This window comes from Acinetobacter sp. WCHAc010034 (genome assembly GCF_001696615.3).
Classification (GTDB): Bacteria; Pseudomonadota; Gammaproteobacteria; order Pseudomonadales; family Moraxellaceae; genus Acinetobacter.
This window is the reverse complement of sequence record NZ_CP032279.1, coordinates 1,450,275-1,465,235: the sequence shown is the minus strand read 5'-3', so window position 1 is coordinate 1,465,235 and position 14,961 is coordinate 1,450,275. Positions and strand designations below refer to the sequence as shown.

Genomic DNA, 14,961 nt, shown 5'->3' with positions numbered 1-14,961 from the left:
CTGGCATTTTTTATGGGGTCAGGGTTTATGCGCCTGCAATCACGCCGCCGTCTTTGCGGGTAATCACAACAGTTGCAGAGCGCGGGCGGGCCGTTGTATTGCCCGAATCTGTTTGTGTGGCAGGCCAGTGGCTGGTCGGCGCATCGTAAGATTCTGAATCTTCACCCGGATGCTGCACATTGATAAAGATTGCTTTGTAATCCGGCGTCATGGTCACGCCGGTAATTTCACATTCTTTAGGCCCAGTGAGGAAGCGGCGCAGGTTTTCATCATTGACTTGCGCGCCTGCAAAGGTATCGATATTCGACGAAGTCTTGACTTGGCCGCCATCACCGACTTGGCCGGGCAATGCTGCCAGCATCATGCAGTTGGTGGTGTCGGTATATGCGCCGTCATCGGTCTGAATCCACAGTACGCCGCGCGGGTCAAACCACATGCCGTCCGGAGAGGACAGGTCGTTATTGTCATTCAGGCCTGACAGGTTGATGTTTTCAGCCATGCTGGCTTCAGCGCCAAACAGGTAGATATCCCAAGTGAAGCTTTCAGCTGTTGTTGTGTCGCCCGTTTCGCGGAAGCGGATAATATGGCCGTTGACGTTGCCTTTGCCGCCTTCAGGGTCAGAATAATTGCGCGGATTGGCTGCATCAAGCGCATGCGCTGTTCCGCGGTTTGAGTTGTTGGTTAAGGTTACATAGACTTCGCCATTTTCCGGATTGACAGCAACCCATTCCGGGCGGTCCATTCGGGTTGCGCCGACTTCATCCGCAGCCAGGCGGGCAAAGGTGACGATATCTGCCTGCGACTCGAAAGGATAGGCGCTGCTGCCTTCATCTAAGCCATTTTTGCCGTATGCAAGCTCAATCCATTGGCCTGTGCCGTCATTGTTGAATTCGGCGACATACAGCTTGCCAGAGTTCATGTATTTATCGCCGGCAGCATATCCGCCGTTAACGTCTTTGGCATCCCACTTCTGGTCGGATACAAATTTGTAGATATATTCGCCGCGTGAATCATCGCCCATATAGAAGGCGAGGTTGTCATCTGCGCGCAGGCGGCTGGCGCGGCAGTCTTCATGCGCAAAGCGGCCTAAAGCGGTGCGCTTTACCGGGTTTGAACGGCTGTCAAAAGGATCGATTTCTACAATCCAGCCGAAGGTATTCGGGCCGTTGCGGTAGTCCTGATCTGCCTCATCTGCAGTGACGTCCGCAGTCCAGCGGTCGTACATGTCCTGAGCGTAATAGCTGCCCTGAGCCGTTTCCCAGGCATAGCGGGAGTTCTTGTCCAGATAGGCAACACGGTCCTGATCGTCCAGATTAGGGATTTTTTTCCCTTGCTGATCCAGAACGTAAATAATCTCGCCTTTCGCATTCTTTTTAGGCGAGCCATCAGGGTTTTTCTCATAAAGATAATCAATGCTTAAGCTTAAGCCATAGCGTTTTAGTGCTTTTTTCTCTTCAGGCGTACGTTCGTATTCATCGCTTCCTGAGCGCTGGAAATAGCCAATGAAGTTTTCTTCCGTGGTTAAGTAGGTTCCCCATGGCGTATAGCCGTTGCCGCAGTTGTTGTGCGTGCCGCGCGTCTGGCGTCCAGCAGGAGAGAAGCGGGTGCACAGCAGAGCACTGCCTGCCGCCGGGCCGGCAAACTCCATGACTGTCGATGCCGTGATGCGGCGGTTGAACAGCGAGTTTTTGACAATTTCAACTTTCTGCGTCGCTTTGTCTTTTTTCAGCTCGATGACTGAAACGCCGTGAGCATTGACTTCACGGATGACTTCTTCTTCCGGGCGGCGTCCATTTACCTTGGTCGGCCCTTCTGGGTGCAGGAAGGTCGGATTGATGTATTCATGGTTCATGACCAGCAGGCCGCGCTCAGATGCATTGGCATCATAGTTCAGAGCGTTGCTGTTCAAGCCGAAATAGCTCATGCCGTCGTGGCAGTCGCCTGAACGGTACATGAAGCTTGGGCCTTTAGGCACGTTATTGTCATCCCATGCTGCATATGCCGGGTTAATTGGATCGCCCATGGCATAAAGGATGCTGGCCTGATAGCCTTCCGGAACAGTCACAATGTCATCTAAATTTTTAGAAACCGGCTTGAACGTCAGTTTTTTCGGCTTTTCCGCAGGGTCTGCAGGCGGTGTTGTAGATGCATTGCCGTCATCATCGCTGCCGCAGCCGGTTAAGGAGGAAGCCAGCGCCAGAGCAACTGCTCCGCTGGCTGTTTTCGTGATCAGGCTGCGGCGGGAGATGCGCTGCTCAAGAATGTCACGGAAATGTTCATTATTTGAGGCGTTGTTATCAAGTTCCTGATCTTCATGATATGGCGACAGCTCGGTCATCGAAGTAATTCCTAAGTAGAGTCAGTTGAAAAGGCATGTTTTTCTAAAGTCCTCTCTAACTTAAGGCGGAAGTATGACGACCGCTTGACTGAGGGATGACAGTCTGGTGAAAAAAATAAGACAAAATGATGAAAAAACAGGGTTTAAGCTTGCACTTCATGCTGAATGCGCTATCCAGCTGAAGGCTTCGAGGAGCGAATTATTTTGAAGGGACTGAGGATGGGTTTAGGCTGCGCATAAAAAAGCAGGCCGGAGCCTGCCTGAACTTAAGAGCTTTCGGCGTTTCTTCTTTTTTCCAGCAGCTTGCCGGCCAGCAGTCCCAGTTCAAACAGCATCCACATCGGAACGGCCAGCATGATCATGGACAGCGCATCGGGCGGGGTGACAAACATCGCGACAAAAAAGCAGCCGACCACAATGAAGCGCCGTTTTTCAACCAGCTGCTGCGTTGTAACCACGCCAATTAAAATCAGCAGCAGGGTAATAATTGGAATTTCAAAGGTAATGCCGAATACCAGAAACAGCTTCAGGCAGAAGGCTAAGTAGCTGTTGATGTCGGTCATCGGCGCGACCGTTTCAGGCGAAACGCTGATGAAAAAGTGCAGAATGGACGGCAGCGCAATGTAATAGGCAAAAGAAATGCCGAGGTAGAACAGGCCGATGCTGCCGATCAGCATCGGCAGGGCCAGCGCTTTTTCTTTGGCGTACAGCGCTGGCTTTACATAGGCCCACAGCTGATAAATGATGTACGGCATGGCCAGCATCAGGGCAATAAAGAAGTTCAGCTTAAAGGGCGCCATGAAAGTTGCAGTCACATCTGTAGCAATCATGGTCGATGTTGCCGGCAGCTGGGCGCGCAGCGGTTCAGACAGTATTTGGTAGGTGCGGTTGGCAAAGGGCAGCAGGCAGAAAAACAGGCCAATCAGCAGGCTGACAATTTTAAAGAGATGCTTGCGCAGCACCACCAGGTGCTTGGTGATCGGCATTTCCTGCAGCATTTCCTGTTCGCGGCTGTCCACAGTATTCGGCAGCTGCGGCTGTGAGGTTTGCGTCATACCGCCACCTTATAGTTATTCAGCTGCAGCGGCATGGCGGCGCCGCAGGCCGGCTGTTTTGAAATGGCAAGCAAAGGCGCCTGAGGCCGTTCTGCAGGGGTATAGCGCAACGGGGTGTTTTTATGGTCCGGATGGGCGGGTTCGGGCTGATTTTCCGCAGCGGATATTTTCTGCTGCTGCAGCGCATTCATTTGAGCCTGCATTTTTTCTTCAAGCTCCTGTATGCGCTTCATTTCATTTTGCATTTGCTCGCGCAGCTCAGACAGCCGCAGCTCGCGGTCTATGTCGTTTTGCACATTGCTGATGGTTCTCTTGATCTTTGCATACCATTTTCCGGCAAAGCGCGCGGCTTCAGGCAATTTCTCCGGGCCAAGCACCAGCAGAGCAATAATGGCAAAACACAGCAGTTCAGTCATTCCAATATTCAGCATGAATCAGCACTCACACTTAGCTTTTCACTGAGCTTTCAGCGCTTTTGACTTGGGCGTCGATGGTGCGCGGTTCTTTCAAGGCTGCAGCTGCTTCATCATCTTTAATGGATTTTTTAAAGTCTTTGACTGCGCCGCCAACATCTTTGCCCAGATTTTTCAGCTTTGATGTGCCGAACAGCAGAATGACGACAATTGCAAAAATCAGCACATGCCAAATTGATAGTCCTGCCATGATTTTTTCCTCTTTTCATTTTCAGACGATTTCAACAGCTGCGCATGACAGGGATGTGACATCCAGATTGCAGTTTGAAGACATGCTAGTTTTCAGCGCGCTCAGGCGCTGAATAGTGATAGCATGGGCGGGACTGATCTGCAGGACGGTAACGGTGGCTTTGCTTCTTCCGGTTTTTGGCTTTCTGTGCGGGCTTGGGCTGGCCTCAATTTCAGCCGCCGCGTCTTTAAAGGCGCTGCTGGCCAGCGGACTGGCGCGTTGCTTTATTCCAATTGTCATTATTTACAACATGGTGTTTTATCAGCCCAGCAGCCTCAGCTTAATGCTGTTCAGCTTTGCGTCCGCCGTGCTGCTGTTTTATTTTTTCCTGCTTATTTTAAAAGACAGATTGCGTGCTTTATGCGTCAGCTATGTCAATCTGGCATGGCTGGGCTTTCCCTTTGCCCTGGCGCTGTTTGGCCAGGAAGTCAGCGCGCCGATGGTCGCGCTGTATGTCGGCGGTTCAATTTTCGGCAATATCTGGGCGGTCACGGCAGTCAGCGCAGCTGGACAGCCTTGGACATCGGCTGCCCAAAAAGTGGCATTGTCTCCGCCGGTTCTGGCGCTGCTGCTGGCGGGAGTTTTCCGGCTGCTGGGCCTGCAGTATCTGCAGGAGCATCACTGGATTGATCTGATTTATCAGTGCGCCAAAATAGGCATGAGCTTTAGCGGCATGTGCGTGCTGGGCATGTGGATGCGCCGTACCCGCGTATCCGGGCAGGATATTCTGCGCAGCAGTCGGATATTCGCGCTGAAGCTGCTTTGCGGCGCGGCGGTCTGCAGCTTGGCGTACGCCTTTGCGCCCATCCCGCAGGTTGAGCGCTATATCGGCGTGATGTTCCTGCTGTTCTGCCTGCCGCCGGCAGCCAATATTGTGGCTTTGGAAACGCATTATCAGGGTACGGGCACATCGGCCCAATACATCGCTTCAGGCACAATAGTCAGCTGCGCGCTGGTGGGCTTATACGGGCTGGCGCTGCATTTTATGCCAGTCTCTTTCTGGCTGCTGGGATAGGCATCTGAACAGCTGCATTGCCCCGGCTCAGGCGCCGGTTCAATTCAGCGGGTCAGTGCAGCCGGCTTTGAATCAGCTGCTCAAACCAAAGCTCTGAGCGGAAGGCGTCAAAAGCGGAATGCCCGCGCATCAGCTCCAGATCAAATGCCTGGGTTTTTACATATTTTTTCAGCCAGTGCCGGGAGAGTGACGGCTCGTTTTTCGCCACCGAGGCATAAGCCAGGAAGAAATAAATGTCGCCGTAGTCATCATGCGTCATCGGCTTTAAAATCTGCTGGGTAATCAGCGCAAAACGCGGCTCACGGGTAATTTCAAAATACAGCATGTAGGCTTTGGCCAAATGCAGCGACAAATTGACATACAGGCTGAGCGGCATTTCCGCAAACTCAATCCGGCTCTGCTCCAGCAGCACCACGGCTTCCTGCAGGAAGTGGATCTGCTCCTGGCGCATCCGGCTGAGCATGACCAGCTGCAGGCGCAAATCCGCGCGCTCCAGCGCAAGCTCGGCGCTGTTTCCCTGCAAATACAATTGATCTGTTTCACCAATACGTTGAATGATATGTTTGGTGTGCTCAGGCATTGGCGTTTTCCTCATCTGTCAATAACAGCTATATGAGGGCGGACAGCGCAATTTAAAGCTTTACCAGATGGAATTGCCGCTGCGCAGCCAGGCGGTGATGGACAGGCGCTGATGCTTGGCCTGAATCACTTCATGCAGTAAGTCACTTTGAAATATCGCAATGCGGTTCGGTTTCGGCTGAATGATATGCCACTGATCATACTTATCCTGCAGGCGCAGCTCGCCGCCCCAGCCGTCCTGCCAGTCTTCATGCAGGTAATATACCGTGGAAATCACCCGGTCATTTTTGCGCTGCGGGTTGTCGCGGTGCAGGGCGTAAAACTCCCCCGCGTTATAGCAGGCGAAATGCGCTTCCACTTCCTGAATGCCCAAAAAAAACGCCTGATTCAGCTGATCTGAAAGGGCGTTTAAATAGCGGATGTGCTGCTGCGCGGTTTGCAATTCTTCATTGATCCATAAAATATGGTCGCTGCGGATTTTGCTGACCACGCCATTTTGAATGGCGGCCTCCCGGAACTGGTTCAGGCGCGAGGCGCATTCCTCAGCCAGCGCATGCACATATTCAGGGGAATAGGCGTCATCAATCAGGGCGAATCCATGCTGATCCAAATCATCTAAGACTTGATCAACATTCCAGGACTTTGGGAGAAGAACTGTTTCCATAAGCAAAAAACCGCAAAAGTGGTGAGAAAAAGGGTGAACCATTCTAGAGCAAGATAAGCATCGGAATGAAACTATTTTTCATGCTAAAATAGCCGTTGATATCAGGAATTGTAGAAACATGAATTACCGTCACCATTTCCATGCAGGCAACTTTGCCGATGTTATGAAGCACGTGCTGCTGCTTCAGCTGCTGGCCCGGCTGAATGCTAAAGATAAGCCATACCGCTATGTCGATACGCATGGCGGCGCGGGCAAATATGATTTATCGACATCGGAAGCGCAAAAATCGGGTGAGTTCTTAAACGGTATTCATCGCCTGGTTAAGCTGGATGATTCGGTCAAGCGCACTGCGCCTGAAGGCGTGCAGCAGTATTTGAAAATTGTGGAAAAAATGCGCTCGAATTTCGGCAAAGGCGCTTATCCGGGCTCGCCGTGGTTTGCGCTGGAAGGCATGCGTGAAATTGATAAAGCCACAATTTTTGAAATGCAGCGCGATGTCTTCCAGCAGCTGCGCCACAATATTTTTGACAAGCGCGCCGGCCTGCATGAGCGCGATGCCTATGAAGGCCTGCTGGGCGTTATTCCGCCAAAGGAAAAGCGCGGCTTGGTGATGATTGACCCGCCTTATGAATTAGAGCGCAAAGATTTCCCGCAGCTGGTGGAATTGCTGGTGGCAGCCTATAAAAAATGGCCGACAGGCGTATTTGCGGTCTGGTACCCAATCAAAGACCGCGCGATGATCGAGCGTTTTGAAAAGAAAATGTACAAGACCGGCATCCGCCGCCAGCTGGTTTGCGAAATCTGCGTATGGCCGGACGATACTCCGGTCGGCTTGAACGGCTGCGGCCTGCTGGTGATCAACCCGCCTTGGAAGTTCTCTCAGGATGCCGATGAAGCGCTGCAGTGGCTGTTCCCGCACCTGCGCATGAACGAAAATGGCGGCCACGCGGCGGTGCGCTGGCTGGTTGGCGAGTAATACAAGTTTAAGCTGAAGCAAGTTGCAAGGTCACAGTTAGGATCGAAGAATGACAAATATAAATAAACCTGAACGGGAAATTTCCGCCAAAGAAGAAAGCGCTTTTGACGGCATTACTTTTGAGGTGGAAGAGGAAGAGCACACCCACGAAGGGCAGAAGGTCAAACGTCGCGGCATCTACCTGTGGCCTAACTTAATCACCACGGCAGCGCTGCTGTCGGGCTTCTATTCAATTATCGCCAGCATGAACGGCGAATATACCCAGGCGGTGTACGCCATTTTCATTGCGGCTTTATTTGACGGCCTGGATGGCCGGGTGGCCCGCGCAATCGGCGCGCAAAGCCCGTTCGGCGAGCAGTTTGACTCTTTGTCTGACTTGCTGGCCTTCGGCGTGGCTCCAGCTATCCTGATGTACAGCTGGAGCCTGAATGATCTGGGGCGCATCGGCTTGGCGGCCTGCTTTGTCTATACCGCCTGCGCCGCGTTCCGCCTGGCGCGCTTCAATGTGCAGATCGGCGTGGTCGATAAGCGCTACTTTATTGGCGTGGCCAGCCCATTGGCCGCGGTGATGGTTATTTCACTGGTGCTGGTGGCGCGTGATTTTCCGGAAGTCTTTGACCTGCGTGAAACCGGCGTTCAGGTTCTGAATGCTGCCGTTATTGTTTCAGTCGGCCTGCTGATGATTTCAAACATTAAATACTATTCATTTAAAACTGTAGACCGCAAGCGCGTTCCTTTTGCGGTCCTGCCGATCATCGTCTTTGTCATGGCTGCCGTGACCTATAACATTCCGGTCGGCATTTTAGTGATTTCGCTGATTTACGCGCTGTCCGGATTTGTCACTACATTCCTGGCGCGGAAAAATACGGCAGCATAATCATGTAAGGAGTCTGATATGCAGTTGTTTCCAGATTTTTTAGATCAATCCAAACAGCTGAATCAGACTCCGGCGCAGCTTCAGCATAATCTTCCTTTGCATGCGCAAACCCGGCAATACAAAGCCATACTGCTGGCGCTGAAAATCCCCAATCTCCCTGCGCCGCTGCATTATCTCAATTTCATCAGCATGATTGGCCAGCCGAATGCGGCGGTTTTGCGCAATGGCGCCGCCATGCGGCATGCTGCGCAAAATACCGCAACGGTGATGTCCAGCATCAGCCCGCATATGGCTGGCCAGTTCAGCCGCTATTCTGTGCACAGCGACTGCATTTTTAAGCCCGGCTCCTTTCAGTTTCTGGACCGGGAAAACTTCAGCGGCGCCTTTCCTGAATTTCAGCTGCGGCGCCTTGACCGCGAACTCAGCTTTGATCTGGAAATTAAAACTGCCGAAGCGCCGTGCTATTTCAGCAAGCTGAGAATGGGGCTGGCAGAATACTGGTCACAGCTGTGCGAATGCACAGGGGAAATTGGCTATAAAGGTCAAAAGTACCGGATTCAGCAATTAGGCTCGCTGGAATTCGCCCGCGCCGTCAATTTCCCGTTTTTGCCTATCGCCTTTTATACCGCGCAAACCATTAATCTCAGCCGGCGGCGCCAGCTGATTGTGATGCAGGCCCGCGACCGCCTGAACCGCATTCTGCAGTCCAGGCTGTATCTTAAGGATTTCAATTCAGCGCAGGTGCAAATGCTGGATGAAGGTGTATGCCTGAAAGTGCACCGCGTTTATCCGGCAGTGACTACGCCGGATCACCGTAAAATGTATCTGCCGCGGGAATTTGAATGGACGGCATCCAGCGGCGCTGTGCCTATCCGGATTCAGGCGCAAAGCCGCGGCGACTTCAAATTCGGCGCCGGGGCAGGCTATGCAGGCAGTTTCAGCTATCAGGTGAAAATAGGCGATGCGGAAGAAAGCGGTGAAAGCGGCTACTGCGAATACATCGATTGCCGCCCTTTAAACTGGCAGGAGAAGAGTAAAAAAGAAAAACTGCTGGATAAGCTGGCGGGCGCAGTGCCGGTTTTATTGAAAAAATAGAAAAAAACGCGCATTTTGCGGAATAAATAAGCACTCAAAGCGCATATTCCGAAATATTTAAAAAAAGGCCTTGCGTCTGTAATTTTTTCCCCTATAATGCATATCCATCGGCGGTGATGTTGATTAAAACTTGTTGAGAAACAAGGATTTAGCTAGATTGGTTAAATTTCTGAATCTTGAATGAGTTTAAAAATAATCATCAAAACCAGTTGACTTTCTTTTGAAAGAGAGTAATATAGCCGACCTAGCTTGATGCTGACGAAGCATTGAGAAGATCATTAAGAGAATATGAAGAACAACTTGTGTGGATTTTTACCGGTTGATCGATCGAAATAATTTTCATTGATTGATGGTAGAAATTACTCGAAGTTTATTTGAGAAATTAATGTCAGAAAATTGATGAGCCAGATTTGGTGTTTTGAATAAAGCACTATTGATTTTAAACTGAAGAGTTTGATCATGGCTCAGATTGAACGCTGGCGGCAGGCTTAACACATGCAAGTCGAGCGGGGAAATGTAGCTTGCTACATAACCTAGCGGCGGACGGGTGAGTAATGCTTAGGAATCTGCCTATTAGTGGGGGACAACGTTTCGAAAGGAACGCTAATACCGCATACGCCCTACGGGGGAAAGCAGGGGATCTTCGGACCTTGCGCTAATAGATGAGCCTAAGCCAGATTAGCTAGTTGGTGGGGTAAAGGCCTACCAAGGCGACGATCTGTAGCGGGTCTGAGAGGATGATCCGCCACACTGGGACTGAGACACGGCCCAGACTCCTACGGGAGGCAGCAGTGGGGAATATTGGACAATGGGGGGAACCCTGATCCAGCCATGCCGCGTGTGTGAAGAAGGCCTTTTGGTTGTAAAGCACTTTAAGCGGGGAGGAGGCTCTTCTAGTTAATACCTAGGATGAGTGGACGTTACCCGCAGAATAAGCACCGGCTAACTCTGTGCCAGCAGCCGCGGTAATACAGAGGGTGCGAGCGTTAATCGGATTTACTGGGCGTAAAGCGTACGTAGGCGGCTTTTTAAGTCGGATGTGAAATCCCTGAGCTTAACTTAGGAATTGCATTCGATACTGGGAAGCTAGAGTATGGGAGAGGATGGTAGAATTCCAGGTGTAGCGGTGAAATGCGTAGAGATCTGGAGGAATACCGATGGCGAAGGCAGCCATCTGGCCTAATACTGACGCTGAGGTACGAAAGCATGGGGAGCAAACAGGATTAGATACCCTGGTAGTCCATGCCGTAAACGATGTCTACTAGCCGTTGGGGCCTTTGAGGCTTTAGTGGCGCAGCTAACGCGATAAGTAGACCGCCTGGGGAGTACGGTCGCAAGACTAAAACTCAAATGAATTGACGGGGGCCCGCACAAGCGGTGGAGCATGTGGTTTAATTCGATGCAACGCGAAGAACCTTACCTGGCCTTGACATAGTAAGAACTTTCCAGAGATGGATTGGTGCCTTCGGGAACTTACATACAGGTGCTGCATGGCTGTCGTCAGCTCGTGTCGTGAGATGTTGGGTTAAGTCCCGCAACGAGCGCAACCCTTTTCCTTATTTGCCAGCGGGTTAAGCCGGGAACTTTAAGGATACTGCCAGTGACAAACTGGAGGAAGGCGGGGACGACGTCAAGTCATCATGGCCCTTACGGCCAGGGCTACACACGTGCTACAATGGTCGGTACAAAGGGTTGCTACCTAGCGATAGGATGCTAATCTCAAAAAGCCGATCGTAGTCCGGATTGGAGTCTGCAACTCGACTCCATGAAGTCGGAATCGCTAGTAATCGCGGATCAGAATGCCGCGGTGAATACGTTCCCGGGCCTTGTACACACCGCCCGTCACACCATGGGAGTTTGTTGCACCAGAAGTAGGTAGTCTAACCGCAAGGAGGACGCTTACCACGGTGTGGCCGACGACTGGGGTGAAGTCGTAACAAGGTAGCCGTAGGGGAACCTGCGGCTGGATCACCTCCTTAACGAAAGATTGACGATCGGTAAGAATCCACAACAAGTTGTTCTTCATGACGATGTATCTGAGGGTCTGTAGCTCAGTTGGTTAGAGCACACGCTTGATAAGCGTGGGGTCACAAGTTCAAGTCTTGTCAGACCCACCAAATCTGCAAACTGAAACAGAGAATCAGAAACATTGGCCTTATGATAAGCTGGGGACTTAGCTTAGTTGGTAGAGCGCCTGCTTTGCACGCAGGAGGTCAGGAGTTCGACTCTCCTAGTCTCCACCATCACTTTAGAGTGATTAAGCTGAGAAGTTAGATTATAGAATTTAGTAAATAAGATCATTTGATTTTAGTTTATTAAGTTCTGTGATTTATCACAGTTGACTGCAGTCCGACGAGGATGCAGTGAATCATTAACAGAATATATTTGAGTTGAAATAATTTGTTCATACTCGTTTTAGCCAGCTTAACAAGCAATTGTTAATGCTGAATGAAATGAGTTACTAGCGAAATTAACTGAATCAAGCGTTTTGGTATATGAATCTAATTGAAGCTGTACAGTGATTAAGTTCACGAAACTCTAACTGTGGCAATTAAGTTTGCGACGCGAAATACTACTTGTAAGTATTAGCGACTGTTTGGGGTTGTATAGTCAAGTAATTAAGTGCATGTGGTGGATGCCTTGGCAGTCAGAGGCGATGAAAGACGTAATAGCCTGCGATAAGCTCCGGGGAGGCGGCAAATATCCTGTGATCCGGAGATTTCTGAATGGGGAAACCCACTTGCCATAAGGCAGGTATCGCAACATGAATACATAGTGTTGCGAGGCGAACGAGGGGAAGTGAAACATCTCAGTACCCTTAGGAAAAGAAATCAATTGAGATTCCCTCAGTAGCGGCGAGCGAACGGGGAACAGCCCATTAAGTCATATAAGTTCTAGCGGAATGCTCTGGGAAGCGCAACCGCAGTAGGTGATAGTCCTGTACGCGAAAGGGCTTATATGATGATGTCGAGTAGGGCGGGGCACGTGAAACCTTGTCTGAATATGGGGGGACCATCCTCCAAGGCTAAATACTCCTGACTGACCGATAGTGAACCAGTACCGTGAGGGAAAGGCGAAAAGAACCCCTGTGAGGGGAGTGAAATAGATCCTGAAACCGCATGCATACAAGCAGTGGGAGCCGGCTTAGTCCGGTGACTGCGTACCTTTTGTATAATGGGTCAGCGACTTACATTCAGTAGCAAGGTTAACCGCATAGGGGAGCCGTAGGGAAACCGAGTCTTAATAGGGCGCTTAGTTGCTGGGTGTAGACCCGAAACCAGGTGATCTATCCATGAGCAGGTTGAAGGTTGGGTAACACTAACTGGAGGACCGAACCCACTGTCGTTGAAAAGCCAGGGGATGACTTGTGGATAGGGGTGAAAGGCTAATCAAACTTGGTGATAGCTGGTTCTCCCCGAAAGCTATTTAGGTAGCGCCTCGGACGAATACCATTGGGGGTAGAGCACTGTTTCGGCTAGGGGGTCATCCCGACTTACCAAACCGATGCAAACTCCGAATACCGATGAGTACTATCCGGGAGACAGACTGCGGGTGCTAACGTCCGTAGTCAAGAGGAAAACAATCCAGACCGCCAGCTAAGGCCCCAAAATTATAGTTAAGTGGGAAACGATGTGGGAAGGCATAGACAGCTAGGAGGTTGGCTTAGAAGCAGCCACCCTTTAAAGAAAGCGTAATAGCTCACTAGTCGAGTCGGCCTGCGCGGAAGATGTAACGGGGCTAAAACTATATGCCGAAGCTGCGGATTTGCAATTTATTGCAAGTGGTAGGGGAGCGTTCTGTAAGCCGATGAAGGTGGATTGAGAAGTCTGCTGGAGGTATCAGAAGTGCGAATGCTGACGTGAGTAACGACAAAACGGGTGAAAAACCCGTTCGCTGAAAGACCAAGGGTTCCAGTCCAACGTTAATCGGGGCTGGGTGAGTCGACCCCTAAGGCGAGGCCGAGAGGCGTAGTCGATGGGAAATTGGTTAATATTCCAATACTTCAGTATAATGCGATGAGAGGACGGAGAAGGTTAAGTCAGCCTGGCGTTGGTTGTCCAGGTGAAAGGTTGTAGGCATGTATCTTAGGCAAATCCGGGGTACTCTATGCTGAGAACTGACAGCAAGCTGCACTTGTGCAGTGAAGTGGCTGATACCATGCTTCCAGGAAAAGTCTCTAAGCTTCAGTTATACTGGAATCGTACCCTAAACCGACACAGGTGGTCAGGTCGAGTAGACCAAAGCGCTTGAGAGAACTCTGCTGAAGGAACTAGGCAAAATGGTACCGTAACTTCGGGAGAAGGTACGCTGCTGGCGGTGATGGAACTTGCTTCCTGAGCTGCCGGCAGCCACAGAAACCAGGCCCCTGCAACTGTTTATTAAAAACATAGCACTCTGCAAACACGAAAGTGGACGTATAGGGTGTGATGCCTGCCCGGTGCTGGAAGGTTAATTGATGGGGTTAGCGTAAGCGAAGCTCTTGATCGAAGCCCCAGTAAACGGCGGCCGTAACTATAACGGTCCTAAGGTAGCGAAATTCCTTGTCGGGTAAGTTCCGACCTGCACGAATGGCATAATGATGGGGGCGCTGTCTCCAGCAGAGGCTCAGTGAAATCGAATTCGCCGTGAAGATGCGGTGTACCCGCGGCTAGACGGAAAGACCCCGTGAACCTTTACTGCAGCTTGACATTGAACTTTGATCTTACTTGTGTAGGATAGGTGGGAGGCTTTGAAGCCGGGACGCTAGTCCCGGTGGAGCCAATCTTGAAATACCACCCTGGTAATATTGAGGTTCTAACTCTGTCCCGTTATCCGGGACGAGGACCATGTCTGGTGGGTAGTTTGACTGGGGCGGTCTCCTCCTAAAGAGTAACGGAGGAGTACGAAGGTGCGCTCAGCGTGGTCGGAAATCACGCGTAGAGTATAAAGGCAAAAGCGCGCTTAACTGCGAGACCCACAAGTCGAGCAGGTACGAAAGTAGGTCTTAGTGATCCGGTGGTTCTGTATGGAAGGGCCATCGCTCAACGGATAAAAGGTACTCTGGGGATAACAGGCTGATACCGCCCAAGAGTTCATATCGACGGCGGTGTTTGGCACCTCGATGTCGGCTCATCTCATCCTGGGGCTGAAGCAGGTCCCAAGGGTATGGCTGTTCGCCATTTAAAGAGGTACGCGAGCTGGGTTTAGAACGTCGTGAGACAGTTCGGTCCCTATCTACCGTGGGCGCTGGAAATTTGAGAGGATCTGCTCCTAGTACGAGAGGACCAGAGTGGACGAACCTCTGGTGTACCGGTTGTGACGCCAGTCGCATCGCCGGGTAGCTATGTTCGGAAGGGATAACCGCTGAAAGCATCTAAGCGGGAAGCCTACCTCAAGATAAGATTTCCCTAGGAATTTATTCCTCTAAAGAGCCGTTGAAGACTACGACGTTGATAGGCTGGATGTGGAAGTGCGGCGACGCATGAAGCTGACCAGTACTAATTGCTCGTGAGGCTTGACTATACAACGCCCAAGCAGTTGTATACGAAGCATCAATTGATTCGAAATCAAACGATCAAACTTGATTTAGTTGAAAAGCTAAGTAAAATTGAACAAATTGCATAAACTCAGATATACCTGTTAATAACTCATTTGGAAAAAACCTTGGCATGCACTGAAAA

Annotated in this window: 10 protein-coding genes, 2 tRNA genes and 2 rRNA genes; 8 read left to right on the top strand and 6 right to left on the bottom strand. The window is 50.9% G+C overall.

Annotated elements, in window-relative coordinates; genetic code table 11:
* Positions 1-25: 25 nt before the first annotated feature.
* From BEN74_RS08610 to BEN74_RS08595, 4 genes are all read right to left on the bottom strand, one after another.
* Entirely contained in the window at positions 26-2,338 is a 2,313-nt protein-coding gene (locus tag BEN74_RS08610; protein WP_068909121.1) for a PhoX family protein, read from the bottom strand.
* A gap of 266 nt (positions 2,339-2,604) precedes the next feature.
* Positions 2,605-3,393: a twin-arginine translocase subunit TatC gene (gene tatC / locus BEN74_RS08605; protein WP_068909119.1), complete on the bottom strand. Its 789-nt coding sequence runs from the start codon at positions 3,391-3,393 to the stop codon at positions 2,605-2,607.
* A complete protein-coding gene (gene tatB / locus BEN74_RS08600) occupies positions 3,390-3,824 on the bottom strand; it encodes a Sec-independent protein translocase protein TatB (protein ID WP_068909117.1) in 435 nt (144 codons plus the stop codon). Before tatB ends, tatC begins: the two co-directional genes overlap by 4 nt.
* Before the next feature lie 16 nt (positions 3,825-3,840).
* A complete protein-coding gene (locus BEN74_RS08595; RefSeq protein ID WP_068909114.1) occupies positions 3,841-4,056 on the bottom strand; it encodes a Sec-independent protein translocase subunit TatA in 216 nt (71 codons plus the stop codon).
* 154 nt (positions 4,057-4,210) lie between these two features.
* Here BEN74_RS08595 and BEN74_RS08590 point away from each other — a divergent pair, with 154 nt between their 5' ends.
* Positions 4,211-5,110 (top strand): permease, encoded by a 900-nt coding sequence (locus BEN74_RS08590; RefSeq protein WP_068909111.1) that lies wholly within the window; start codon positions 4,211-4,213, stop codon positions 5,108-5,110.
* 52 nt (positions 5,111-5,162) lie between these two features.
* Here BEN74_RS08590 and BEN74_RS08585 read toward each other — a convergent pair whose 3' ends face one another.
* The gene (locus BEN74_RS08585) at positions 5,163-5,690 is read right to left on the bottom strand and encodes a hypothetical protein (RefSeq protein WP_068909109.1); all 528 of its coding nucleotides are present in this window, start codon (positions 5,688-5,690) and stop codon (positions 5,163-5,165) included.
* A gap of 60 nt (positions 5,691-5,750) precedes the next feature.
* A complete protein-coding gene (locus BEN74_RS08580) occupies positions 5,751-6,353 on the bottom strand; it encodes a 2OG-Fe(II) oxygenase (RefSeq protein WP_068909107.1) in 603 nt (200 codons plus the stop codon).
* A 118-nt stretch (positions 6,354-6,471) separates the two neighbouring features.
* On the opposite strand from BEN74_RS08580, the gene BEN74_RS08575 reads away from it, so the two are divergent.
* The 7 genes from BEN74_RS08575 to BEN74_RS08545 all read left to right on the top strand — a co-directional run bounded on the left by BEN74_RS08575 (position 6,472) and on the right by BEN74_RS08545 (position 14,803).
* Positions 6,472-7,329: a 23S rRNA (adenine(2030)-N(6))-methyltransferase RlmJ gene (locus tag BEN74_RS08575; protein ID WP_068909105.1), complete on the top strand. Its 858-nt coding sequence runs from the start codon at positions 6,472-6,474 to the stop codon at positions 7,327-7,329.
* Between the two features lie 49 nt (positions 7,330-7,378).
* A complete protein-coding gene (gene pssA / locus BEN74_RS08570; protein WP_068909102.1) occupies positions 7,379-8,206 on the top strand; it encodes a CDP-diacylglycerol--serine O-phosphatidyltransferase in 828 nt (275 codons plus the stop codon).
* Positions 8,207-8,224: 18 nt separating this feature from the next.
* Positions 8,225-9,301 carry a DUF6670 family protein gene (locus tag BEN74_RS08565; protein ID WP_068909099.1) on the top strand — a complete coding sequence of 359 codons (1,077 nt, stop codon included), beginning with the start codon at positions 8,225-8,227 and terminating at the stop codon, positions 9,299-9,301.
* Positions 9,302-9,742: 441 nt separating this feature from the next.
* Positions 9,743-11,280, top strand: a 16S ribosomal RNA gene (locus tag BEN74_RS08560).
* Between the two features lie 61 nt (positions 11,281-11,341).
* Positions 11,342-11,418 (top strand) — tRNA-Ile (locus BEN74_RS08555).
* A gap of 50 nt (positions 11,419-11,468) precedes the next feature.
* A tRNA-Ala gene (locus BEN74_RS08550) sits at positions 11,469-11,544 on the top strand.
* Positions 11,545-11,909: 365 nt separating this feature from the next.
* Positions 11,910-14,803, top strand: a 23S ribosomal RNA gene (locus BEN74_RS08545).
* Together the 16S and 23S rRNA genes with 2 tRNA genes alongside form the textbook arrangement of a ribosomal RNA operon.
* The last annotated feature ends 158 nt before the right edge of the window (positions 14,804-14,961 follow it).